22 protein-coding genes, 1 tRNA gene and 1 riboswitch are annotated in these 24,086 nt (G+C 44.8%); of the genes, 3 read left to right on the forward strand and 20 right to left on the reverse strand.

Annotation, left to right across the window (positions count from 1 at the left end; translation table 11 throughout):
• Nucleotides 1–27 precede the first annotated feature (27 nt).
• From BUA75_RS10550 to BUA75_RS10575, 6 genes are all read right to left on the reverse strand, one after another.
• Nucleotides 28–1,398, reverse strand: a complete 1,371-nt coding sequence (locus tag BUA75_RS10550) for an ABC transporter substrate-binding protein (protein ID WP_072874573.1) — start codon at nucleotides 1,396–1,398, stop codon at nucleotides 28–30.
• Nucleotides 1,399–1,498: 100 nt separating this feature from the next.
• Nucleotides 1,499–2,326 carry a carbohydrate ABC transporter permease gene (locus BUA75_RS10555; protein WP_072874574.1) on the reverse strand — a complete coding sequence of 276 codons (828 nt, stop codon included), beginning with the start codon at nucleotides 2,324–2,326 and terminating at the stop codon, nucleotides 1,499–1,501.
• Between the two features lie 82 nt (nucleotides 2,327–2,408).
• Complete coding sequence (locus BUA75_RS10560; RefSeq protein WP_072874575.1) at nucleotides 2,409–3,410, reverse strand: LacI family DNA-binding transcriptional regulator; 1,002 nt, start codon at nucleotides 3,408–3,410, stop codon at nucleotides 2,409–2,411.
• 238 nt (nucleotides 3,411–3,648) lie between these two features.
• Nucleotides 3,649–4,599, reverse strand: a complete 951-nt coding sequence (locus BUA75_RS10565; RefSeq protein WP_072874576.1) for a cation diffusion facilitator family transporter — start codon at nucleotides 4,597–4,599, stop codon at nucleotides 3,649–3,651.
• Between the two features lie 115 nt (nucleotides 4,600–4,714).
• Nucleotides 4,715–6,031, reverse strand: a complete 1,317-nt coding sequence (rpoN, locus tag BUA75_RS10570) for an RNA polymerase factor sigma-54 (RefSeq protein WP_072874577.1) — start codon at nucleotides 6,029–6,031, stop codon at nucleotides 4,715–4,717.
• Nucleotides 6,032–6,245: 214 nt separating this feature from the next.
• Nucleotides 6,246–6,848, reverse strand: a complete 603-nt coding sequence (locus BUA75_RS10575; RefSeq protein WP_072874578.1) for a transglycosylase SLT domain-containing protein — start codon at nucleotides 6,846–6,848, stop codon at nucleotides 6,246–6,248.
• 295 nt (nucleotides 6,849–7,143) lie between these two features.
• On the opposite strand from BUA75_RS10575, the gene BUA75_RS10580 reads away from it, so the two are divergent.
• A complete protein-coding gene (locus BUA75_RS10580; RefSeq protein WP_072874579.1) occupies nucleotides 7,144–7,725 on the forward strand; it encodes a pyridoxamine 5'-phosphate oxidase family protein in 582 nt (193 codons plus the stop codon).
• A gap of 197 nt (nucleotides 7,726–7,922) precedes the next feature.
• On the opposite strand, the gene BUA75_RS10585 is transcribed toward BUA75_RS10580, so the two are convergent.
• From BUA75_RS10585 to BUA75_RS10625, 9 genes are all read right to left on the reverse strand, one after another.
• Nucleotides 7,923–8,007, reverse strand: a tRNA-Leu gene (locus BUA75_RS10585).
• A 47-nt stretch (nucleotides 8,008–8,054) separates the two neighbouring features.
• Nucleotides 8,055–8,666, reverse strand: coding sequence for a lytic transglycosylase domain-containing protein (locus tag BUA75_RS10590; protein ID WP_203115624.1), 612 nt, complete (start codon nucleotides 8,664–8,666; stop codon nucleotides 8,055–8,057).
• A complete protein-coding gene (gene coaE, locus BUA75_RS10595) occupies nucleotides 8,654–9,262 on the reverse strand; it encodes a dephospho-CoA kinase (protein WP_083574283.1) in 609 nt (202 codons plus the stop codon). The genes BUA75_RS10590 and coaE overlap by 13 nt, the downstream gene beginning before the upstream one ends.
• Nucleotides 9,259–10,125 carry a DNA-formamidopyrimidine glycosylase gene (gene mutM / locus BUA75_RS10600; protein WP_072874581.1) on the reverse strand — a complete coding sequence of 289 codons (867 nt, stop codon included), beginning with the start codon at nucleotides 10,123–10,125 and terminating at the stop codon, nucleotides 9,259–9,261. Before mutM ends, coaE begins: the two co-directional genes overlap by 4 nt.
• Before the next feature lie 159 nt (nucleotides 10,126–10,284).
• Nucleotides 10,285–12,945, reverse strand: a complete 2,661-nt coding sequence (gene polA / locus BUA75_RS10605) for a DNA polymerase I (protein ID WP_072874582.1) — start codon at nucleotides 12,943–12,945, stop codon at nucleotides 10,285–10,287.
• A gap of 169 nt (nucleotides 12,946–13,114) precedes the next feature.
• A complete protein-coding gene (mdh, locus tag BUA75_RS10610; RefSeq protein ID WP_203114672.1) occupies nucleotides 13,115–14,056 on the reverse strand; it encodes a malate dehydrogenase in 942 nt (313 codons plus the stop codon).
• Nucleotides 14,057–14,156: 100 nt separating this feature from the next.
• Nucleotides 14,157–15,452 carry an NADP-dependent isocitrate dehydrogenase gene (gene icd / locus BUA75_RS10615; RefSeq protein ID WP_072874583.1) on the reverse strand — a complete coding sequence of 432 codons (1,296 nt, stop codon included), beginning with the start codon at nucleotides 15,450–15,452 and terminating at the stop codon, nucleotides 14,157–14,159.
• Nucleotides 15,453–15,535: 83 nt separating this feature from the next.
• Complete coding sequence (gene trpS, locus BUA75_RS10620) at nucleotides 15,536–16,525, reverse strand: tryptophan--tRNA ligase (RefSeq protein WP_072874584.1); 990 nt, start codon at nucleotides 16,523–16,525, stop codon at nucleotides 15,536–15,538.
• 18 nt (nucleotides 16,526–16,543) lie between these two features.
• Nucleotides 16,544–17,452 (reverse strand): NAD(P)-dependent oxidoreductase, encoded by a 909-nt coding sequence (locus tag BUA75_RS10625; protein ID WP_072874585.1) that lies wholly within the window; start codon nucleotides 17,450–17,452, stop codon nucleotides 16,544–16,546.
• Nucleotides 17,453–17,642: 190 nt separating this feature from the next.
• Here BUA75_RS10625 and BUA75_RS10630 point away from each other — a divergent pair, with 190 nt between their 5' ends.
• Nucleotides 17,643–18,203 (forward strand): HNH endonuclease, encoded by a 561-nt coding sequence (locus BUA75_RS10630; RefSeq protein WP_083574285.1) that lies wholly within the window; start codon nucleotides 17,643–17,645, stop codon nucleotides 18,201–18,203.
• Nucleotides 18,204–18,271: 68 nt separating this feature from the next.
• Nucleotides 18,272–18,359, forward strand: a riboswitch (ZMP/ZTP riboswitch).
• A 75-nt stretch (nucleotides 18,360–18,434) separates the two neighbouring features.
• Nucleotides 18,435–19,301, forward strand: coding sequence for a bifunctional 5,10-methylenetetrahydrofolate dehydrogenase/5,10-methenyltetrahydrofolate cyclohydrolase (locus tag BUA75_RS10635; RefSeq protein ID WP_072874587.1), 867 nt, complete (start codon nucleotides 18,435–18,437; stop codon nucleotides 19,299–19,301).
• 53 nt (nucleotides 19,302–19,354) lie between these two features.
• Here the strand turns inward: BUA75_RS10635 and pyk are convergent, their stop codons facing one another.
• The 5 genes from pyk to BUA75_RS10660 all read right to left on the reverse strand — a co-directional run bounded on the left by pyk (nucleotide 19,355) and on the right by BUA75_RS10660 (nucleotide 24,057).
• Nucleotides 19,355–21,109 (reverse strand): pyruvate kinase, encoded by a 1,755-nt coding sequence (gene pyk, locus BUA75_RS10640; RefSeq protein WP_072874588.1) that lies wholly within the window; start codon nucleotides 21,107–21,109, stop codon nucleotides 19,355–19,357.
• 306 nt (nucleotides 21,110–21,415) lie between these two features.
• Nucleotides 21,416–22,369: an acetyl-CoA carboxylase carboxyltransferase subunit alpha gene (locus BUA75_RS10645; protein WP_072874589.1), complete on the reverse strand. Its 954-nt coding sequence runs from the start codon at nucleotides 22,367–22,369 to the stop codon at nucleotides 21,416–21,418.
• Nucleotides 22,353–23,261, reverse strand: a complete 909-nt coding sequence (accD, locus tag BUA75_RS10650; protein ID WP_072874590.1) for an acetyl-CoA carboxylase, carboxyltransferase subunit beta — start codon at nucleotides 23,259–23,261, stop codon at nucleotides 22,353–22,355. Before accD ends, BUA75_RS10645 begins: the two co-directional genes overlap by 17 nt.
• Before the next feature lie 15 nt (nucleotides 23,262–23,276).
• On the reverse strand, nucleotides 23,277–23,471 hold the full coding sequence (locus BUA75_RS10655) for a glutamate decarboxylase (protein WP_072874591.1): 195 nt from the start codon (nucleotides 23,469–23,471) through the stop codon (nucleotides 23,277–23,279).
• Nucleotides 23,472–23,574: 103 nt separating this feature from the next.
• Entirely contained in the window at nucleotides 23,575–24,057 is a 483-nt protein-coding gene (locus tag BUA75_RS10660) for a phosphatidylglycerophosphatase A family protein (protein ID WP_072874592.1), read from the reverse strand.
• Nucleotides 24,058–24,086: the final 29 nt, after the last annotated feature.

A 24,086-nucleotide genomic window follows, 5' to 3' on the forward strand; every position in this document is an offset into this window, starting at 1 on the left:
AAGCACCTCCCTCTGCCTGTTCCAGATTCATTGACCAGAAAGTGCCGCATCTGCATTTTGAACAGCAACTTGCGCCGCCTTTTGGGCCGATATTTGATTTAACCAGAGCAAATTGAACTCATTGTCTATAGCTGTGCTCGCTTGCGACCAATTGGTTGTAATGGGGAAGCTAATCGTCTGACCATGAGACTCATTCAAGAATGGTGTAACGTTGACACCGCGCTTCGCCCATGACTCTGCAAACAGCGGAGCGAGTGACGGAATTCCAGGCCATACATAGCCGCCTGAAGCCAAAATTTTCTCCGACTGTTTGCTAGCCAGCCATTTGACTAGCTCCCACGCTGCATGTGGATGTTTGGTATGCGCATAAATCGCATCCGACAAACCATTCATGACTGAAACCCGACCATCTGGTCCAACTGGCAAGGGTGCTATACCCACAGGGAAGTTAGCTCCTTTGACCACAGGAGTTAAATCCCAGTCACCATCTGTATACATGGCTACTTTGCCTTCATCGAACAGTTGAATGGCGTTTGAACCGACATTCGGCTGGGTAACATCAGAGCCGCCTGGGGACACATGGTATTTGTAAATCATATCCACTAAATTTTGCAGTGCTGCTACAGATTGTGGACTGTTGAGAAGCATCTTGTGACAAAAAGGATGGTAAATAATTTTCCCGCCATTTTCGGCAATAAAATTGTAGTAGAATACCTGGTTGTTGTTTCCTGAGAAAAATCCATATTGCTTGATATCATTCGGATTGAAACCTGGTTGTCCAGGATGTTTGCCATTTGCATCTACAGTCAATTCTTCAGCAGTTTGTAAAAGCGTCCCGCCATTCTGCGGGTTCCATGTCAAATGATTAGGAGCTGGTATACCCGCTTTCTTGAAGAGATTTTTGTTATAGAAAATAGCGATAGTATCCCAATCCTTGGGTAATCCATAAATCCCACCTTGATATTCATATTGCTTGAGCAGATTGGGATAGTAGATGGATAGATTAAGATGATCCTTCTCAATAAAAGGCTTAAGATTTAACAACTGGCCATTTTGTACGAACGTAGGAAAGTAGGTTACATGATCCCAAAAAACGTCTGGAGCATCCCCTGCTGCCATTTCGGTTTGAAGCTTCTGCCAATATTGAGCCCACGGATACTGTTCAATGGTTACTTGAATATTTGGATGTAACTTTTCAAACACATCAATCGATTTCTGATATCCAACTTCTTCATTTGGATCCCATAACATGTAAGTCAGATGAACTACTTTACCATCCGAACTGCCTCCACCTGAAGAGGTATTACTCGACTGCGGGCTACCACAAGCAGTTACTGCGCAGGTCAAGGATAAGACAGAAGCACCAGTAATCCATTTCCAAGTTTTATTTTTCTTCATATATTTACCCCCTAAATTTTAAATTAATGAAAATTTCATACAAACCAGAGCAAACGCCAAGCCTCGCCCCCTCTCCAGCCTATCGATCAGACTGAGTGCTTTATTTCAATCCTGTCAATTGAATAGAGCGAATAATTTGTTTTTGGAACAGGATAAACAGGATAATCAGAGGCAAGAGCGCGATTGTAGCTGCAGCCATCAATTCGTTCCACTCTGCGCCATACTGCAATTGGAAGGACGCAATTCCCAGACTGACCACCTTATATTGATCCGTATTGGTGACAATCAATGGCCATAAAAAGTTGTTCCAGGAAGTTACAAAAGTGATAATCGCTAACGTCGCAAGGATGGGACGACTGAGGGGAAGAATGATTTGCAGGAAAATTCTAACCACACCCGCGCCATCAATTCGTGCGGCTTCCTCAATATCTCCCGGTATACCAAGAAAAAATTGCCGAAGAAGAAATATCCCTACTGGCGTACTCAATACAGTTGGGGCAATCAAAGCCGCGTAAGAATTAATCCAACCTAAATCTTTCATTAAAATGAAGAGCGGAATCAGAGTCACAATATTAGGAACCATCAATGTGCTCAAATAAATCATGAACAATACGTTGCGTCCCATAAACCGCATGCGGGCAAAAGCATAGGCTGCGAGTGATCCAAAAATGAGTTGCCCCAAGACAATGACCACGGACACAAACAACGTATTCAGCAAATAACGTCCAAACGGAACTGACGTCCAAACTTCTAGATAATTTTTAAAATCAACATGAGAAGGAAATAAATGGCCTGCATAAACCTCGTTAGCCGGTTTGAGGGAAGTTAAAATAGAAATGAGATACGGGAAAATGGAGATACACGCCCCCACGCAAAGTACTGCATAAATCAAAGCATTGACCCACCAAGCAGAACGGGCATGTGACATTGGTTCTACGCCTCCTTATGGTTTGGTTAGAACTGCTTTATCTGTCGCTGTATGGATACTTCTCAATTCCTCAAGCCTCTTTTCAAGATGGTTCTAAAGATGAACCACAACTCTCACGAATCACCAATTCTGAAGGTAGAGTAATTTGGAATGGCCCCTCATTTTCATGGACAGATCCAAGCAAAATCTGCACTGCCAATTTCCCCATACGTTCAGCCGGAATACGAATGGTCGTTAATGCCGGATTCATGTACGCTGCCATATCAATATCGTCGCAGCCGACAATCGCTATGTCTCCAGGAACAGAGAGCTTGGCTTCACGCAAGGCGTGAATGACGCCAACTGCCATAGGATCACTGGCTACAAAAAACGCGGATGGCAAATCATATGACTGTAGAGCTTGCTTGGCTAATTCATACCCGCCATTAATGGACCAAGGTCCAATAAAAACCCAATCTTCCCGAAACAGCCCCTGTTCTCTCATATAGTTTTCAAAAGCGACATGTCGTTCATCTCGTCTTGAAAGCCGACTCCCACCGATAAAACCAATGCGCGTATGACCTAACTTCATGAGATGTCTGAGAACCAAATGTGTAATACGCTCAAAATCCGTTACAACTGAAAAAAATCTCTCTGGATTGGGCGAAGAATCGATAAAAATCAAATTCTTTGCCTGATTTTCCAAAGCGGTATAAAATGGATCGGGTTCACCAATAACCATCACCCAATCAAATTCCCCTAAATCACTTCTTCCTTCATTCAGATTTCTCCATCCTAATAAAAGCGAAGCTTCAATTCCCTGCCTGTTACACTCCGTCTCAATCCCGCGGCGAATACTCAAAAAGTATGGGTCCTGATTCTCAAGTTCCTCGTTACCAAAAGGAATAATGCCGATTTTCTTAACAGTTGCCGTATCTTTTTCCCGGCGTCGACGTTTGGCAACATAATGCAATTCTTCTGCAGCACGAAAGACTCGAAGACGTGTGCTTTCCGGAACAGCCAATGTTCTGTCTCCGTTTAAAACACGTGAAACGGTAGCAATGGAGACGGATGCCTTCTCAGCTACATCTTTTATGGTCGGCATCTTATCACTCTCTTTTTTAGTAAAATAATTTTAATTAATGCTCATATTTTATCTTGGAGATTAGTCTATGATTCCGTTTTCAATTTGTCAATAGTTCTTTTTTACCCAAAAAACTTGTCATTTTTATAAAAATCGAATAAAAAACTAGAAAAATATCAAGAATATATTCAATTTATTTTACTAAAATTTTTGGGCTGTTTTTCTAAAAACGTTGGAGAAATGAAAAAAAACAGTGTTTTCATGAATGATTGTGGGTCTCAATGGCTGCACAGAATTCGGAGTCTGTATGAGGATGGTTTGAGTCTTCGATTTGAATGGTGGCATGGCCAATACCGACATGAGCCAGCCGATGTTCTATGGCTCGCAGGATGATTTGACTTTCCTGTATACTCATCTGGCCGTCAAGTATAATATGACAGGAAAGTGCATTTTTCCCATTGGTAATGCTCCACATATGGATATCATGAACCCCTTGAACTCCCTGTACTGACTTAATCTCATTGACAACTTTCTCAAATTGAATTCCTTTTGGTGTCCCTTCCATGAGAATCCCAACTGCTTGCTTGACAATTCTCCATGCTCCCAAAGCAATCAAAACAGCAATGAGCACACTTAACAACGGATCGACCAGATACCAGCGTGTGAACAAAATGATTAGACCACCTATAATCACACCTGCTGATGCAGCAGCATCGCCAAGCATATGCAAAACGGCGCTCTTGACATTGATATCTTCTTCATGACGCATTCCTAATCCTAAATATAGATTGATACAAAGTCCCACACCAGCACTGACAAACATCCAGCCCGGCGATACTGGTTGCGGATGCTGAAAACGTTGATAAGCTTCCCAAAGTATCCAGAGCGTTACCAGAATGAGCAACAATCCATTGAGAAAGGCCGCCAGTATCCCCGCTCGATAATAGCCAAATGTCATCTCTTGATTAGCAGGTTTCTCTGATTGTTTCATAGCAAACCATGACAATCCAATCGCTGCAATATCCGTCAGAACATGGCCTGCATCAGAAAAGAGCGCAAGACTGTGCGATAACCAACCACCCGCAATTTCGGCTGCAAAAATAAATAAAGTCAGAAAAAAAGCAAGTTGCATTTTTCCTGCAGGAGCGTGACTATGAAAAATATCCGCATGGTCATGGGAATGGTTGTGACTGTGATCATGATGGCTCATGCATGTTCTCCTTTTTTGATCCAATGGACGCATTTTAACCTTCAATTTCCCAATCCTATTTTACATATTATAGCCTAGCCATACCCTCTGTTACTGAAAAGATTGTTTTCAGAATTTAGAAAAAACCTCCGAATCCCTTTCGCTTGCGCAAAGAAGAATTGGGTATGCCAAGCTGATCACGATATTTAGCAACCGTACGCCGGGACAATTGAACCCCTGGCTGTACACTGAGTTTTTGAGCGATTTCCGCATCAGAGAACGGACGTTCAGGGGGCTCCCGTTCTATCCAGTTTTTCAAATGTTGTTGAATCGCTTGCGCTGATAAGTCTTCTTCTGGATGCAGACGATGACTGAAAAAAAACTTCATTGCATAGGTCCCGCGTGGTGTCTGCAAAAATTTACCTCGCACTGCACGACTGACCGTAGATGGATGTAAGTCAAGACGAAGTGCAACATCACGCATGGACAAAGGCTCCAGACAATCAGAATTGGACTGCAAATAATGATTTTGCACTTCCAATACAATGTTTACAATTCTGCGAATCGTTCTCTGTCTTTGTAAGACGCATTGTTGCAACCACATCAACGCACGGTACTGTTGCTGCACATAATCCCTAACGCTCTCTTCTGCATGGTGAAGAATCTGGCTATACTCGTCAGACACACGTATTATCGGCAAGATTCGCTCTTCGATATCCATTTCCCAGCCAAAGTCTGTCATCCATACACGCACATCCGGCAGAAGGGTATCTCGCTGAACTACCGTATAACCACTAGCCGGGCGAGGATTCAATGAACGCAACTGTACCATGAGTTGTTCGAAATGAGCGTCATCTATGCCTAATATCTTCTTAACCTGGCGATAACGCCCGGCAGCAAGATCGGGTAAATGCTGTATCAATAAGAGCAAGGGTTGACTGATTTGAGGAGAATACTGACCAACTTGTAACGAAAGACATTCCTGCAAATTGCGCGCACCAATTCCTGGTGGATCGCACGATTGCACAGTTCCTAATACACGTTCAACAGTTTGCACAGTTTGACCTAAACCATTTGCAACTTCTGTTAATGGTACACGCAAATATCCTGACTCATCCAACGAACCAATGAGGTATTCAGCAATTCGCATCTCTTCGGACGTATGGAGCAAACAGCGTACTTGTTGGGTGACATGTTCAACCAGTGAGGGCTGGTAAGGTCGTGCAGCTAACCAATCATCCATTTGCACACCGCTACGCCCCCCCGCTGAACGGACGAAGTTTTGAGGTTCCACCACCTCAAGACAGGGATTTTGGCTAACAGCGTCCAACAAGTAATCCCGCAATTCATATATATTGCAACTTAAAATCTGGATGGATTGCGTCATCTGAGGTGTAAGCGCCAGTCTTTGCGACAGTTCTTGACTCATACCCAGACTTATTTCGAGATTCATTCGCTCCCCTCCCAGACTATACCTGAACAACGCGATCGCACCTTTTTCACTCTATTGTAGGTGAGTCGACAGAAAGTGTCGATAAACTCGAGAATCATAACAATCGCCCTATCCCCAAAGGGATAGAGCGATAAAATTTTCCTGAATGGCTTGCGCCACAATTCCCGCTGTTCAATCATTGAAATTCCGTATAGCACCCAACTGGTTGCAGGTCTCAACGGCTCTCAGTGAAGTTAAATTCTCCATTGACTTTATTAACCTGGATATTCGGTATGGAACGCCACTTGATATAGCTGCTGCCTTTATAGACAAAGCCTTTTACCTTTCGTCCATCAATGGAGAATTTACCGTTACCGAGATATTTGTAGGGAATACCCCACTTTGCGAGAATCGTCCATAGCATATACGTTGAATTGCCTACTTCAACTGCCATAAACGGCTGACCATCGACTCGTACATTGATTCGGGGAAAATGGGCCGACTGCTCTACTTCTAATACACTATGTTCTGCAATTCCTAAAAATTGTTTGTACGATCCGCTGTCAAAAGAAGTCCATGCACTCCAATTGAACCCACCATCACTAATAAAGTATGCCATTCGTGCATTATCCAATGGATGAAAAAGTAGATCTGGTTGGGCTCCACGATTGGAATCACTGATTTGCCAAAGCCCGAAACACGAATGATCCGGATTGACTGCTGTAGAATTGAATGATGATTCACTGTCGGCAATCGCTACCGCTGTCACCAGAGAACTGCCTCGAAATCCCGCTTCATAAGCGTAGTGCGCGACTTGATGAGCTGATAAATACGCCATTGATTCGTCCTTTCTGATTAAAATTTTTCCTCTTGCCAAAAAAGATTGTATCGTATATATCAACTTTGGCAAAGTGCCGAGAAATTACAACTTTACATTTTACCAATCCGTTTTGTGACTCAGAATCATCTACAAGCCTTATCCTTCCGTCCTGATATATCATACATCCAGAGAAAATGGCTGTTATGGAAGGAAACAAGAACGGATTAGAAATGATAAACTACATTTAATATCAACAATTTGGCAGCTATCAGAAACACTCAATGATAGCTGTGCGGAAAACGGGTGAATAGGCTTGTTTGGATCAAATGGAGAAAAAGAGCTGCAAAAAAGATACAAATCGGAAAGTCGGGCGCAAGCTTTTTATGACAATCAAACGCTTGAACATCTTAATCCAGAAATGATTCGATTCATTGCCAAACAACAGATGATGTTTGTCTCTACAGCTGATTCTCAAGGAAATTGCGATGCGTCGTTTCGGGCTGGAGAACCTGGTTTTGTCAAAGTTTTAGATGCAAAAACGCTGGCTTATCCAGAATATAGAGGAAATGGAGTTTACGCCAGTATCGGAAATATTTTAGAAAATCCTCATATCGGACTTCTTTTTATTGATTTTTTTCAAGACTGTATTGGCTTGCATGTGAATGGTACTGCCTTTATCGAAGAAGAAATCGCGGATTTGAACGATCCAAAAGCTGAACGTTGGGTCAAAATCAAAGTGGAGGAAGCGTATATACACTGCTCCAAGCACATCCCTCTTCTCAAAAAACTGGACAAAGAAATTCATTGGGGTACAGACAACGCAGAATATAAAGGTGGCGACTATTTTAAGGCTAAATTAACCAAACAAACCAAACACTCAAATCAGACATTGTAGTGGTTCACTCTCCATACCCTCACGCTCCCTGTTCTGGACGTGTGGGGGACTTGGTCAAATTGGCCCGCACTCTTGTGAACGTGTGTCTCCATACGTTCACGCTAAATTCCTGCCATAATATCAGACAGAAATGAAAACAGGGTTTTTGAGCTCAAAAGCTCAAAAACCCTGATGCACTGCGGCATTCCAGACTTTTTTGGTGTCGAGAGCGGGACTTGAACCCGCACGGGTTACCCCACACGCCCCTCAAACGTGCGCGTCTGCCAATTCCGCCATCCCGACGTGTATCAAAGAGAACGAATCCCATTATAACAGTTTTCAATTCAGTGTCAACCTTTTTGCCATTCAGGAAAAGATCCATAAATATGCTGATAAAGACGATAATTGTAAAACACGCGATCGACAAAATGACGCGTCTCACCTACAGGAATATTTAAGATAGTATTCAGTTGGCCATTCCATACTCCTTGCTCTAGCCAGGTTTCCACTCGACGAGGACCCGCATTGTATGCAGCAACTGCCGCCACAAGATTACCGTGAAAGCGTTGAATAAGATAAGCTACATACCAACTCCCAATGGCAATATTGACACTTGGATTGGCCAAACTATGACTCGAATCTGCGGTATTCCTCAGCAACGCCATATTCTGTTGATTCATTTTCTGTAACGCCCAAGAAGCAGTGCTTGGCAACAGTTGCATCAATCCAACTGCCCCTACATCCGATACATCGTTTTTATTAAATTTACTTTCCACCCGAATAATGGACGCTACCAAAAGCGGATCAACCGATACAGCGCGAGCAGATTGTTGAATCGTTGTCTGATAAGAGATGGGATACATCCATCTCCAAAAAGTGTTTGAAGAAATGATGGCGAAGACTGAAATGAGCAGGAGTAAGGAAACCAGGAAGCGACGGCGGACAAAAATTATTCTTGGCATGCGTTTTGTTGAATTGTACGCCATATGGATTGCACCTGCTCTCTTGTATGTTCCAGAGTTAACGAATTGTCAATTAAATAGTCGGCAAGTTTTCGCTTGGAATCGAGCGGCATTTGGGAAGCTATACGAGCCTTCGCTTCCTCTTCAGACAGTTGATTGCGCTTCATCAGACGTTCTAACTGAATATCGTAGGGCACATATACGAGGAAAGTTTCATCCACGAGTTGGTGTGTATCCCCTTCAAATAGAAGCGGCACATCCCATATCACAGGTTGACCTGGATATTGCTTAAGATAGTCTTCTGTCTCCTCTTTCATGCCTATACGAATTTTTGGATGCGTAATTGCATTGAGACGATGGCGATAATCTGGATGATGAAAAATCAACTCAGCCAGTTTAGGTCTATTCAGTTCGCCATCTTCTGTTAAAATTTCACGCCCAAAAAAATCGACTATTTCTTTCCATCCACTACTGCCTGGACTGACCACTCTGCGTGCCCAAATATCTGCGTCAACCACATATGCCCCAAGTTCTCTGAACATAGCCGAAACTGTACTTTTTCCTGAAGCAATACCGCCTGTCAATCCAATAATCACGCTTCTTTTCTCCTTTGGACAGATTGAGAATCCGACTGAACACGCGGTATCTTTTGACACTTTGGACAAAAATGAGTACCTCGACCGGCTAAACGAATTTTGACAATTTCCCGACCGCAATGTTGACAGGGTTGCCCTTCTCGTTGGTACACTTGCAATTGGATTTGAAACCCGCCGTGGCGACCATATCCATCAGCATAAGAACGTATCGTAGACCCACCCGCCTCGATAGCCATTTGAAGTATTTCGCGAACACTCACCAATAAACGTTGCCAATCTTTCTTCTTTAATTGCCAACAAGACGCCGCCGGATGAATACCTGCCAAAAAAAGCGCCTCGTCCGCATAAATATTCCCTATACCCGCAATAACGTCTTGCTGCAACAGTAACGCTTTAACTGACAGTTTCCTGCGTCCTGCGATTTGCAGAAAGTAAGAAGCATTCAGCGATTCATCAAATGGCTCTGGACCGAGCGTTTGTAATCCTATCGGATAATTTTCAGGCCGATCCGTCAAATGCATGGTGCCAAATTGCCGAACATCCCGATAACGTAATTCTGTGCCATCTGTGAAGTGAAAAACCACATGCGTATGCGGTTGTTCTTCTTCTGAAATCGCTAATCTATATTGGCCTTCCATACGCAAATGAGAGATAAGTTCAAAAGGAGGGATTGAAAAAATCAGATATTTTCCTCGGCGACGAACACCTTGTATGGTCAAACCCTGAAGTTGTGCACAAAATTCTTGGATTGATGGATAGCATATGATCCTTGGCAAACGCACTTCTACACAGCCTATGGTCTTTCCAACCACCAACTTCTGCAAATTACGGCAAACATGCTCTACTTCAGGCAATTCAGGCAACTGTCGAATCCTCCCCTTACTACTTGCCATTGACATTCTAACGCACAAAGTTTACAAACAAATGACAAGCATAACAGGGTGTCCACACCCCATGCCTAAAGGCAGGGGCTTCTCAGAACACACATAAAATAAGTTTTCCAACCAACATTTTCATATCTTTTATTTGGCATCATACCAAGAGTCCCCTACATGAACGTCCACTTTTAATGGAACCGTAAGCAATATAGAGGTTTCCATCTGTTCTTTCACTAGTTGACTCAACAAGACTACTTCGCTTTGAGGACATTCAAAAATCAGTTCATCGTGCACTTGAAGCAGCATACGTGCATGCAAATTCGATATTTTTAAAGCATGATCCATACGCACCATGGCCAGCTTGATAATATCCGCAGCCGTTCCCTGAATCGGCGTATTCATTGCTGTACGTTCAGCGAAGGAACGTATGGTGTAATTTTTATGGTGAATATCGGGAAGATAGCGACGACGATTGAGTAACGTTGTGACATAACCTCGTTTCCTAGCCTCTTCAACAGTTTCTTGCATGTAAGTGTAGATTTGCGGAAATTTTGAAAAATAATTTTCAATAAATCGATTGGCCTCTTTACGTGAAATGTTCAAATTTTGGGCCAAGCCAAAATCACTAATTCCATAGACAATACCAAAATTCACCGCTTTTGCCTGACGGCGCATGAGTGGCGTCACTTGATCTGGAGAAACCTCAAATACGTCAGCAGCTGTACGTGTATGAATATCCATGTCTTGGCGAAAAGCTTCGATTAACGCCTCATCTCCAGAGAGATGAGCCAAAACGCGCAGTTCAATTTGAGAATAGTCAGCCGAGAGAATCTTCCAGTCTGGATAAGTAGGAAGAAATGCCTTGCGCAAACGGCGTCCCTCTTCCATACGAATAGGTATATTTTGTAAATTAGGATCAGAACTTGATAAACGACCCGTAGCGGTAAGCGCCTGATGAAAACGAGTATGAATTCGACCCGTATCCTTATGAATGACTTTCAAAAGACCCTCTACATAGGTTGACTTGAGTTTGCTAAGTTGACGATAGTCAAGGATATTTTGAACAATTTCATGCGTTGGCGCCAAACGTTCCAAAACATCAGCCGCTGTGGAGTAACCTGTTTTCGTCTTTTTCTCTGCTGGTAAGCCGAGTTTATCAAATAAAATCTCCCCCAGTTGCTTGGGAGATTGAATATTAAATTCCGTTCCCGCCATCTGATAAATAGTCTTTGTCAATGCTTGCAAACTTTGATCCAGTTCTTTGCCTATTTCTTTCAAAAGCTTTTCATCCACCCGAAATCCACAAACTTCCATGCCTGCGAGCACAAACGCGAGTGGCATCTCTACATTCCGATACAAATCATCCATTTCTTGAGCAGATAAGGCTTCCAGTAACCCATTGAGCATTTCGACCAACGAATGCGCTCTGCGTCCCAACCAAAGAAGTTCATTTTCTACAGGCACATTCTTTGGAAATGATAGCGATAACTCTCGCTCTGCCAATTGCTCAAGGGTCAATTCTCCCTCTGATGGGTTTAGAAGATAGCCAGCTAACATAACATCCTGAAAATTATGATCCGGATACAGTGTAATACCGTGAGCATCTAACAGTACAGCCATTTCTTTGACATTAAAAGTAACCTTTTCTTCCGGACCATTGAAAAACTCCTGCAGATCGCTCATATCGAGTTCTTTCTCAAATGACACGAAAGTTGCAGACTTGGAGGAAGCCAGCATGACCCCGCTAATCTCCGAAGAAACACTTGTTTTATCAGAAAAGTGAAAGAGGATTCCTAACGGATCGGCTAATTGATTCAAAAAATCGGACCACTCGCTACGCGTCTCGATATGACGAATCTGTTGAATGGTCCAGTTGTCTGAGACTTCACTCGTTTCGACATGATTTTTGTCGGGATTCGTGGATGTTGTCATTTCCCCGGAAATTTTGTCGATTAAAGAGCGAAACCCATAGGAATGAAACGCTTTTTTTAGCCGTTGCACGTCGTAACCTGGATACTCCAGTTTAGAGAGAGGAACGTCCAAGGGCACATGACGATGAATCGTAGCAAGTCGTTTGGAAAGCAGAGCCTGTTCTGCATGCTCAGTTAATCGTTCACGCAATTTGTTTCCCGAGACTTCTTCCTTATTGAGAAGAACATTTTCTACCGTTTCATAAGTTTGTAATAACTTGATGGCGGTTTTTTCTCCAACACCCGGAACTCCAGGAATATGATCGGACGGATCACCCATCAATCCTTTCAAATCAACGATTTGCTTAGGTGATAGTTGAAATCGATTATAAACGGCATCTTCGTCATACTCATCCATATCTGTAACCCCTTTTTTGGTTAAGGCAGCCCTTACTGTAGGAGTCACCAGTTGCAAGAGATCTTTATCACCCGAAACAATCAAAGTCGGCAAACCTTCCTCTTCCGCTTGCCGAGATAATGTGCCAATAATATCATCTGCTTCGTATTGATCGATTTCAAAATAGGGTATTGAAAATGCCTCAAGCAACTCTCTTATATATGGGAATTGTTGCACCAAATCATCGGGAGTTTTTTCTCTTGTGCCTTTATAATCTGTATACCACTCATGACGGAATGTTTGTTTGCCTTTATCAAAAGCGACAGCCATATGTGTCGGTTTTTTTTGTTCCAGTAATCGCAACAGCATCATGGCGAATCCGTAAACTGCCTGTGAGGGTCGTCCCTGTGGATCCGTTAAAGGAGGCAGCGCAAAAAAAACTCGATATGCAATACTGTTTCCATCAACAATTACCAAAAGAGGGTTTCGTTCAACCATATATGCACCTCTACTTCCTATCTTCGCCTTGCGAAGACAAGCTTCACTCGCTAGTCATTGTAGCATAGCTAGCTCCAGGTCATTCCTACCTTTAAATAAAAAAGCAACAGGCAGTGCCATTCAGGCCTACCTGTTGTGATGATGAACAGCTTTGTTTAACCCAGTTTGCCTACATATTGTCTACAACACTGATGACACGACGCACTGAATTAGCCGAACGCTGTACAGCGTCACGTTCTTCTTGCGTAAGTTCCACTTCTATAATTTTCTCAACACCGTTGCCACCAAGAATCGTGGGCACACTGAGAAACATATTCTCTTGCCCATACTCACCTTCGAGAAGCACAATAGAATGAAGAATGCGACGCTTATCTTTTAAAATGGATTCCGCCATTTCTGTTAACGACGCACCAGGAGCGTAGTAGGCACTTGCATTGCCCATTAGAGCCCCAATTTCTCCTCCGCCTTTCGCTGTACGTTCAACGATGGCATCAATGCGCTCTTTGGAAAGCAATTGTGTGAGTGGCACTCCGCCTACTGTGGAATAACGAACCAATGGAACCATATCATCACCATGGACACCTACAACAAATCCCCGCACATCTTCCACAGACACACCAAGTTCCATGGCAACGAATGTGTTAAAACGTGCCGTATCCAAGACGCCCGCCTGACCAATGACTCGATTTTTAGGGAATTTGGACGTTTTATAGGCCACATAGGTCATGGCATCGACAGGATTGGATAGCACCATCAAAATGCAATCAGGTGAATACTTCACCACTTGCTCTGTCACCGATTTGACAATTCCGGCATTGGTGGAAACCAAATCATCACGGCTCATACCAGGTCGGCGCGGCAGTCCAGCTGTAATGATGACCAAGTCGGAATCTTTGGTATCCTCATAGTTTGCCGTACCTATTACTGTTACGTCCGATCCGATAACAGGCATAGCTTCTTGCATATCTAAAGCTTTACCTTTAGTTGGGTTTTCCATCTGTGGGATGTCCAAGAGCACTACATCGGCTAATTCTTTGGAGGCAATCATGAAAGCTGTTGTAGCACCTGTTAGTCCTGCCCCAATCACAGATACCTTTTTGCGCTTCATCATAGTCATAACCCACCTTTCTCTTCTGACTATCTATTCTTCGCAAACCAGATTGATGTTTACGTCAATAAGAAAAGGACGCGCCAAGCGGCACGTCAATGTCTTATAGATTCGCAATGACTGCGTCGGCAAACCCAGAAGTTTTTACTTCAGTAGCGCCTTCCATCAGTCTGGCAAAGTCATAAGTTACGACTTTCGATTCAATGGTCTTTTCCAACGCCTGAATAATGGAGTCCGCTACTTCCTGCCACCCCATATATTCAAACATCATCACACCAGACAAGATCACAGAACCCGGATTGACTTTATCCAGATTGGCATACTTTGGCGCTGTACCATGTGTCGCCTCAAATACTGCGTGTCCGGACTCATAATTGATATTCGCTCCCGGTGCTATGCCAATGCCACCTACTTGTGCTGCTAAGGCATCAGAAATGTAATCACCATTTAAATTCAGTGTAGCAATGACGTCATACTCCGCTGGACGCAATAAAATTTGTTGCAAGAATGCATCTGCGATGACATCTTTAACAATAATTTTGCCTAACTTGAGCGCTTCATCCTGAGCCTTGTCAGCCGCGGCCTGTCCATCTTTTTCTTTAATGCGATCATACATAGCCCATGTAAACGTTTGGTCTGCAAACTCACGCTCGGCAAGTTCGTAACCCCAAGTTTTGAAGGCTCCCTCTGTGAACTTCATTATATTTCCCTTGTGAACCAATGTGACGCTCTTGCGTTTATGTTGTAACGCATATTGAATCGCTGAACGTACCAAACGTTCTGTACCCTCTTTGGAAACTGGTTTGATGCCTATGCCGGACGTTTCTGGGAAGCGTATCTTCTTCACGCCCATCTCCTGACGCAAGAACTGTATGACCTTTTTCACTTCAGGAGTACCTTCTTGCCATTCTACACCAGCGTATATATCTTCCGAGTTTTCACGGAAAATAACCATATCTACCAAGTCTGGACGTTTAACCGGAGAGGGAACGCCTTTGAAATAGCGAACTGGACGCTGGCATACGTATAAATCAAGTTCTTGACGCAACGCTACGTTTAACGAGCGAATGCCTCCCCCTACGGGTGTGGTCAGTGGTCCCTTGATGGAGACAATATACTCCGAAAGAGCCTTCAATGTATCTTCTGGCAACCATTCCTGAAACTGATTGAACGCCTTCTCGCCAGCATAAACTTCAAACCACGCAATTTTCCGCTGGCCACCATACGCTTTTTGAACAGCGGCATCAAAAACACGCTGCGATGCGCGCCAGATATCCGGACCTGTGCCGTCGCCTTCAATAAAAGGAATAATAGGATGATGAGGAACATGAAGCTGCCCGTTTTGAAGAGTAATTGGTTCTCCTTCTGTCGGGCCTGAAAACGCTTTGAATTGCGCCATGAGGGTGCCTCCTTATGTATCAGGTTCCACGCCACATCTTAGCATAATTGCTAACGAAAAACCAAAAACCAAAGAATGATCTTTTACGCTCTGCGCGGCAGAAACCCAATTTGTTCTTTGACCTGCTCCAGTGTCACAGAAGCCAGTTTCTCAGCTTTTTCAGCCCCATCTGCAAGTGTCTTTTCTAAATCTGGAGATTCGAGCCATTCGTGATAGCGTTGCTGAATGGGTTCAAACACGGATACAACCGCATCAGCGATAGCTTGTTTAAAAGGCCCATACCCTTGACCTGCAAACTCTTCCTCTACTTCTTGCAGACTCTTTCCCGTACAAAGCGCGTAAATCGTCATCAAATTGGATACTGCTGGTTTTTCTTCTTCATTGTATCGGACCTCGCGTCCCGAGTCTGTGACAGCGCGACTAATTTTTTTCCGTAGGACTTCTGGCGGATCGAGCAAATAGAGCGTTGCATTGGGACTTTCATCACTCTTGCTCATTTTTTTCAAAGGATTTTCCAAACTCATAATTCTTCCACCCATTTTAGGGATCATTGCCTCAGGAACGATAAACGTTTCTCCATAACGACGGTTGAAACGAATGGCTACATCGCGAGTCAGTTCAAGATGTTGTTTTTGATCTTCGCCAACAGGGACAAGAGTGGTTTGATACAGCAAAATATCAGCAGCCATCAATGCCGGGTAAGTGAATAGACCTGCTGTAACTACATCTTTTTGTTCTGATTTATCTTTGAACTGCGTCATGCGTCCAAGTTCGCCATAATAAATCATGCACTGCAAAAGCCACCCCAGTTCAGCATGAGCAGGCACATGTGATTGAACAAACAAGATTGCCTTTTGTGGATCAATGCCACACGCCAAATACAAAGCGGCCAATTCGCGCGTTCTCTGATAGAGTTGCTGTGGATCTTGCGGCACAGTAATTGCATGCATATCTACAACACAGAAGAGACATTCAGCTGTATGTTGCAATTGGACAAAATTGCGTATAGCGCCTAGGTAATTTCCTATGGTAATGGTTCCTGACGGCTGAATGCCGGAAAACACTCTTTGCATGAATTCTTCCTCCTTGCCCTACAAACCTAAGTTGAAAGATGAATCCTTCGCGCCAGTATACCCTGATTGCCTTAAAAGTTCCATCATAACAGCTGCCAAATCGTCTTCCGCAAAACCATTGTGCATCGCTGACGTATAGCTCGCGAAAGCTGCTGACGTGGCCGGAAGTACTGCTTCTCTCTCAGTCGCTGCCTGGAGAATCAAATTCAAGTCTTTACGCATGTACTTCAGTGCAAATGCTGGTGGAAAAGATTCATCAATCAACATCTGCTTTTTAACCCCAAGAAAAGGTGATGCAACAGACGACTGGGAAAGCATATCGAGAACATTGGAACGAGACAAGCCTAACGTTTCTGCAAGGACAAGCGCTTCAGAGATTCCTTGCATCGTCAAGGCAAGAAGTAGATTGACAACCAATTTTGCTTTGGCGCCGTTACCGCCAGGTCCGAAATAAAATTGCGCCTGACTCATAGCCGCCAGAATCGGACGCGTGATTTCATACGTTTCCAACGGACCGCCTGCCAAGACGAGTAACTTCGCTTCTTTGGCTGCACCTGCACTTCCTGAAACGGGGGCATCCAGCATCGCAATGCCTAATTGGTTCATATGTTTCTGCACTTCCAGAGCTGTTCCCGGCGAAACGGTACTCATATCAATAGCCACAAAAGAATGTTTCGCGTTCTCGGCCACACCACCATTTCCTAAATAGACTTCTCGTACGGCGCTGTCATCAGAAAGCATGCTGATAACTACATCTTGGTTACGTACGGCTTCAGCTATATTCTGAGCCTGTTTTCCGCCCATTTGCAGCAAGGGTTGAACTTTTTCAGGAGATCGATTATATGCTGTAACACTATATCCTGCACGTAGCAAGTTTTCCGCCATGGGCAAGCCCATAGTTCCTGTGCCGAGAAATCCAATTCTCATTATTTTCCACCCACCATAGAGATTGATGTTCACCACTCTCATCAGTATAGCTCTTTTCAGCTTCTTACCAAGCGCACAGTGAGCCAGTCGCATTACGAATCAAAATTTGTCACAATAGAATTCAGAGAACTTACGGAATCGATGATTTGATGACAAAATCCTTGAACTTTCTAGTCAGTGAGGTGAGCATGTGGGCAGAAAACGTCATGCAGAGGGGAGATGTCCTCGTTGCAACGGATTATTTACCATATCCAGTATGGAGAGTCATAACGGGGCCTGCCCTCATTGCGGACACCAACTGAACGAGGGTAGCGTGGTACGTGTATTAGATGGTTCGGGTGCCCTGCTCACTCCCTGTACCAAAGAGCGAGCACAGGAAGAAGTACGCTACGGAAATGCGTTTTGGGTCAATGAAAGAACAATTCGCCTGCGTTTTTCCGCTATGAGCAAAAAGAAATATCGAGAAACGGTTCTGCGCCGCGACAGTGGCCGTTGCGTATGGTGCGGAGCACCTGCCACAACAATGGATCACATCATTCCTGAGTCTAAAGGTGGGCGATTTCATCCCAAAAATTTGATGTGTGCCTGTTTAGCGTGCAACCAAGAGAGAAAAAATATGGACATTCCAGAATTTCTGGCTCATTGTGAGGCTACTGGGCAAACCGTTCGGCGCAAACATATTCTCGCACTTTATCGAGAGGCAGTTAGGTTTCAATATCATGGTGAAAATTCAAACGAACGTAACAGATAGAAGTTGACAAACAGTTGCACGAAAGTACTCCATCGCGTTAGACTTACACTGTTACAGTGAATGAAACAGGCTGCGCGCAGAACTGGCGGATAACGTGGAAAACCACGGGGGACTGCGCACGATTGCTGCCTTTTGCCGACCGCCTGGGCAACGTCTCGAAAAACAAAGACGGCGCCCAGACGGTTTTTTTTCGTCATTGGGACAGCCTATGCAAAGGAGGTTGATGATCTCATGGCCCACTTGCTCTATGGCAAACCAGTGGCAGATCAAATGAAGCAACAAATTAGAGAGCAGGTGAATTCCCTCTCTCATCGACATATACAGGTAAAAATGGTGGCTGCTTTAGTCGAAGGAGACGCCGCATCTCTCTGTTACGCTCGTTCTAAAGTCCGCATGGCAGAGAAGCTCGGCATTGAATGCATGTTGCATATCTTTCCCGCACGCGTTACGGAACAACGCGTCATAGAACAGATTCATGCATGGAATCAAGATCATACCATTCATGGCATCATTCTTGAGTTACCGCTCCCTCATCATTTAGAATCATGGAGAATTTTACAGGAGATCGATCCGTTTAAGGATATTGACGGTTTGACAGAAAAAAACGCACTAGCCAATATGCTCGGTACACCAGGGATTTACCCAGCTACTCCTCTCGCTTGTTTGAAAATGCTCGATCATTACGGAGTTCCATTGCGTAAACGAAACGTTACGTTAGTTGGATGTGGGAGAACGGTCGGTATGCCTCTTTTACATCAACTCATTCGCCGAGGAGCTACTGTAACCGCTTGTCATGCAGAAACACGAGATATTGGCGAGCACTTGCAACGCGCTGAAATTGCCTTTGTTGCAGTCGGGAAGGCAGGTCTAATTCAGCCCGAAATGTGTCATCCAGGACTTATTATCATTGATGCAGGTATCAATCAGGATAAAAACGGGCAAATCGCAGGCGATACCGCGCCGGAAGTGGCAGAAGTGGTTCATGCCCTCACTCCCACTCCCGGAGGAGTAGGCAGCGTAACTACAATGCAAATATTCGCGAATTTATTAGAAGCTGTTGAGTATCAATATTCGTTGATGGTACATCCTACTTCATGAGGATGGCCAAGCGCCATCCTCATGATTTTTATTTACCCATCCGCTGAACTATTTTACAGCACTTGCGCTCGACCACGATAAATCAAACCTCGAACCGGATCGACCGTAACCAATGCACCATCTTCCACACGCTCCGTGGCTTCCGAAGCTCCGACTACTACTGGCTTGCCGAGGGATATGGCCACAACTGCAGCGTGAGAAGTCAATCCACCTTCTTCAACAATCATTCCTCCAGCTCTCTCAATCGCAGGCATAATGTCAGCATCGGTGCAATTCGTGACAAGAATATCTCCTTCTTGAACACGTTCCAGAATATCTTGATTTTTCTTAGACACTACTGCACGTCCACTCACAGCATGTTGTCCAATTCCCTTACCACGAACTAAAATTTCTCCTATAGTGTGCACTTTTAGTAAATTGGTGGTTCCACGGATACCGACAGGAACACCTGCCAGAATAATCACCATATCTCCATGCTGCACATAACCTGCATCGAGAGCACCTTCTACTGCGGTTTCCAGTACATCGTCTGTCGTGGAAGCCATAGGTACCACAACTGGACAGACACCCCAGGAAAGCATTAAACGACGTGCCACCCTCGCATCCGGAGTTGCAGCTACAATGGTCTTAAGCGGACGATGTTTGGCAATATGTCGCGCTGTATGTCCGGAAGTCGTTGCGGTGACAATAGCAGCCACATCCAATTCGGAAGCCATTTCTTTAGCCGCATGAGAAATCGCATCCGGCACCTTCCGTTCAACTTCCGTATGATGATGATAGACCACTTCACGCTTTAAAATGGCCTCTTCAGCACGCTCAGCAATCTGCGCCATGGTTTGCACCGATTCCAGGGGATAGCGGCCTGCAGCCGTTTCGCCCGAGAGCATGATAGCATCTGTGCCATCCAAAATAGCGTTGGCCACATCGCTGGCTTCCGCACGAGTTGGACGAGGATTACGCTGCATCGAATCGAGCATTTGCGTTGCAGTGATAACAGGTTTTCCCCACTGGTTACAAAGCGAGATAATGCGTTTTTGAGCCAGCGGCACATCTTCTGTCGCAATTTCTACACCAAGATCGCCACGGGCCACCATGACACCATCTGTAACTTCGACAATTTCATCCAACCGTTCGAGACCTTCCACCGTTTCAATCTTAGCAATAATATCTGCTTCGTAATGGCGTTCTTCGAGAATTCTGCGCACTTCCAAAATATCTCCGGCTTTACGTACAAAGGAAGCAGCAAACATATCGACACCTTGGTCAATACCAAAGCGAATATCTGCCTTGTCCTTCTCAGTAACACCAGGAATACGCAGTGTCACACCAGGTACATTAATTCCTTTATTGTCTTTCAGTATACCGCCATTGGTTACTATGCAGACAATGTCCTGACCTTTGACTTCAACCACTTTCAACCCAATCAAGCCATCATCAATACGAATAGGAGCCCCTGGATAGACGTCTTCCACAAGTCCTTCATAGGAAATCCATACGCGTTCTGCCGTTCCCTCTGCAAGAGGCTGGATGGTCAAGGTGACCAACTTTCCGTCAAGCAGTTCAACTTGTCCACCCGCAATTTTCCCTGTCCGAATCTTCGGACCTTTGACATCCAACAAAATGGCTACATGCTTACCTACATCCGCAGCCGCTTCACGAATACGACGGATACGCTCAGCATGCTCCTCATAGGAACCATGGGAGAAATTGAGACGGGCAACGTCCATGCCTGCGCGCATCAATTGACGCAGGATTTCGGGTGATTCACTGGCAGGCCCAATGGTACAAACGATTTTGGTTTTTCGCATGATTCACCGTTCCTTCCGAGGATATCGTTCCTCATCTTTGGCGATTTCAATCAGTTTCCATACACAAAGCAAAAGAAATCAAGAGACACAAAAGCAATGCGCTGGACTTATTTTGTCATACATGGACATTTTTTGTCCCTAAATAGAGAAACAGTCTTATCCACTCAACGACGGCTGCTCTCTATGTACGCTCTTGGAGCACGCATTCTCCATGTAGTCTTTCTCATTTCCTATGACATTCACGCTGGGCAAACGGAATGCCCACCAGTCCGGTGGACATCGCCGCTTCCGTTCAATCCAGTTCTGTTATTCCGAGAAAGATCCCATATCCCTGTACTTATGGTACCTCTCATCCAACAGTTGTTCAATAGGAATTTGCAAAAGTTCTTTCAATCCTGCTACTATTTTTTCTCCTACTTTAGAGATCATCCAATTTGGATCTTTCTGGGCACCGCCTCGTGGTTCTGGTATTAATTCATCAGCAATTCGCAAATCGACTAAATCTTGCGCTGTAATGCGCATGACCTCAGCCGCTTTTTCGGCGTAAGTACTGTCGCGCCAGAGAATAGCAGCTGCTGATTCAGGAGCGATGACAGAGTACCAAGAATACTCTAAGGCATAAATTCGATCGGTCACGCCAATGCCGAGTGCTCCTCCGCTCGCACCTTCACCAGTGACCACACTGATGGTAGGTGTTTTGAGGCCGGCCATTGCCCGCAAATTGGTTGCAATAGCCTCACTTTGCCCCCGTTCTTCAGCAGAACTACCAGGATAAGCACCCATAGTATCGATAAAAAATACCACTGGCCGACCAAATTTTTCTGCCTGACGCATAAGTCGCAACGCCTTGCGGTATCCTTCAGGATGCGCCATACCAAAATTTCGATAGAGATTCTCCTTGGTATCTCGACCACGTTGATGACCAATCCATGTGATAGGTTGTCCTTGCAACATGCCAATACCGCCAACTACAGCCGGATCGTCCCGAAAGTTGCGGTCACCATGCAACTCTACAAACGTCTCACAGATCCCACGCACATATTCCAAAGTGGTTGGGCGCCCCGATTGGCGAGCAATCTGCACTCGTTGCCAAGGAGTAAGATTACTGTATAGCGAATCCTCCAGTGATTGCAGACGCTGTTCAAGCGTGCGAATTTCATCAGACAAATCCACTTGATGGCCCTCCGCAAAAGAACGAAGTTCTTTAATTTTGCTTTCCAAATCGCGAATGGGTTGCTCGAAATCAAGTCCCGTTGCCATGCTTCCACCCCTTCGCGCTATGGATTGTCAAAATATTGGCTAAAGTATGGACCAGTTCCTTACGATGTACAACTTCGTCAATCATGCCATGTTTGAGCATGAATTCCGCCGTTTGAAAATCGTCTGGCAACTTCTGTCGGATGGTCTGTTCAATCACGCGCCGCCCCGCAAAACCAAAGAGAGCTCGCGGCTCTGCCAGGATAATATCACCTAACGAGGCAAACGACGCACTTACGCCACCTGTAGTAGGATGCGTGATAACAGTGACAAAAAGAAGCTGTTCTTCATGCAAACGCTCCAACGCAACACTGGTTTTGGCCATTTGCATTAGCGACAAAATGCCCTCTTGCATGCGAGCACCGCCAGAAGCCGTAAAGAGTACCACTGGCAGGCGTTCCGCTAAAGCGCGTTCCATCATTCGTGTCAGCTTTTCTCCGACCGCGGAACCCATGCTACCCATAATAAAACGCGAGTCCATCACGCCCATAGCGAGTGGAATCCCAGCAATGGTCCCGCGTCCTGTGACCACGCCTTCGCGCATGCCGGTCATCTCTTGTGCTTTGGCTAATTTTTTGTCGTAATCGGGAAAATGTAGTGGGTTGACTGAAGTCAACGAAGCATCCCACTCTTCAAAGCTGCCCTCGTCCAGCGTCAAACGGATACGGCGGTCAGCCCCAAGCGTGAAATGATAGTCACAATGAGGGCAGGTGAAATCATGCTTCTGCAGCTCCTTACCAAGCAACAAGGCGCCACAGCCGTCGCATTTCTCCACCAATCCTTTAGGAATATCTTTTTCAGGAACAGACTGACTTTTCTGATCTCGTTCTGACGATTTAACAGCGCTAGGCAGCGTTGCATAATGCCGCTTCTTTACAAATAAATCTTTAAGCACTCCGTCACCTCTGCATCACAAAGAAGAGTGAAGGATATCATGAAGAACTTCCTTTACCTCTTCCAATTCCGTTTCAGGTATCAAAATTTCGTATTGTTGCTTGGCCATGTGGGCTGCACGAATTTTGGCGAGAAAACCTTCCTGAGTCAATTTTTCTTTCACCCATTCAGCCTGCTTGGCAGACTGGGCGATGTAAATTACAGTCCACATTCACAATCGCCCCATTTCTATCGCCCACGTTCCTCTTTTTGAAATTATGTTTAGTATACCATGCCTGTCTGCGGACGCCACACCTTGATTGTTATCAGTCATTTTATTCATCTTTATAAGAAGAAGCGTGATGCTGATGAGCAATTCGAGCTGCCGCAGCCGCTGCTACACTAGCCACGAGATCGTCCAAAAATACGTGAATTTCCGACGCGTGATTATTCAGGTACCCCAAAATCCCAATTTTTGTTTTATCGAGATATCCAAAATTGGTCAAACCTATACTCCCGTAAACATTGGTCACACTGAGCGCAAGAATTTCATCGACGCCGTAAAGAGGCTCATCTTTTTCCATGATGCTTTGCAGCGGCTCTGGCAGCAATTTCTGCTCCGCCAGTTCATCAAGTGCTATTCCTGTATAGAGAGCGTGCTGCACTTCCCGCTTATCCAAGACACGATGAACACTCTCCAAACAATAGTCAAGCGTCAGGTCAGAATAGTACGGACGCTGTAACTCCAACACAATATGGGCAATATCGGTCAATTCCACATGGCGGCGCGACAGCCACTCCACGATTTGCTGTTTCATGTTACACGTCTCCTTTACTCATGCTTTCT

The organism is Alicyclobacillus tolerans (assembly GCF_900142255.1).
Taxonomy (GTDB): domain Bacteria; phylum Bacillota; class Bacilli; order Alicyclobacillales; family Alicyclobacillaceae; genus Alicyclobacillus_I; species Alicyclobacillus_I tolerans.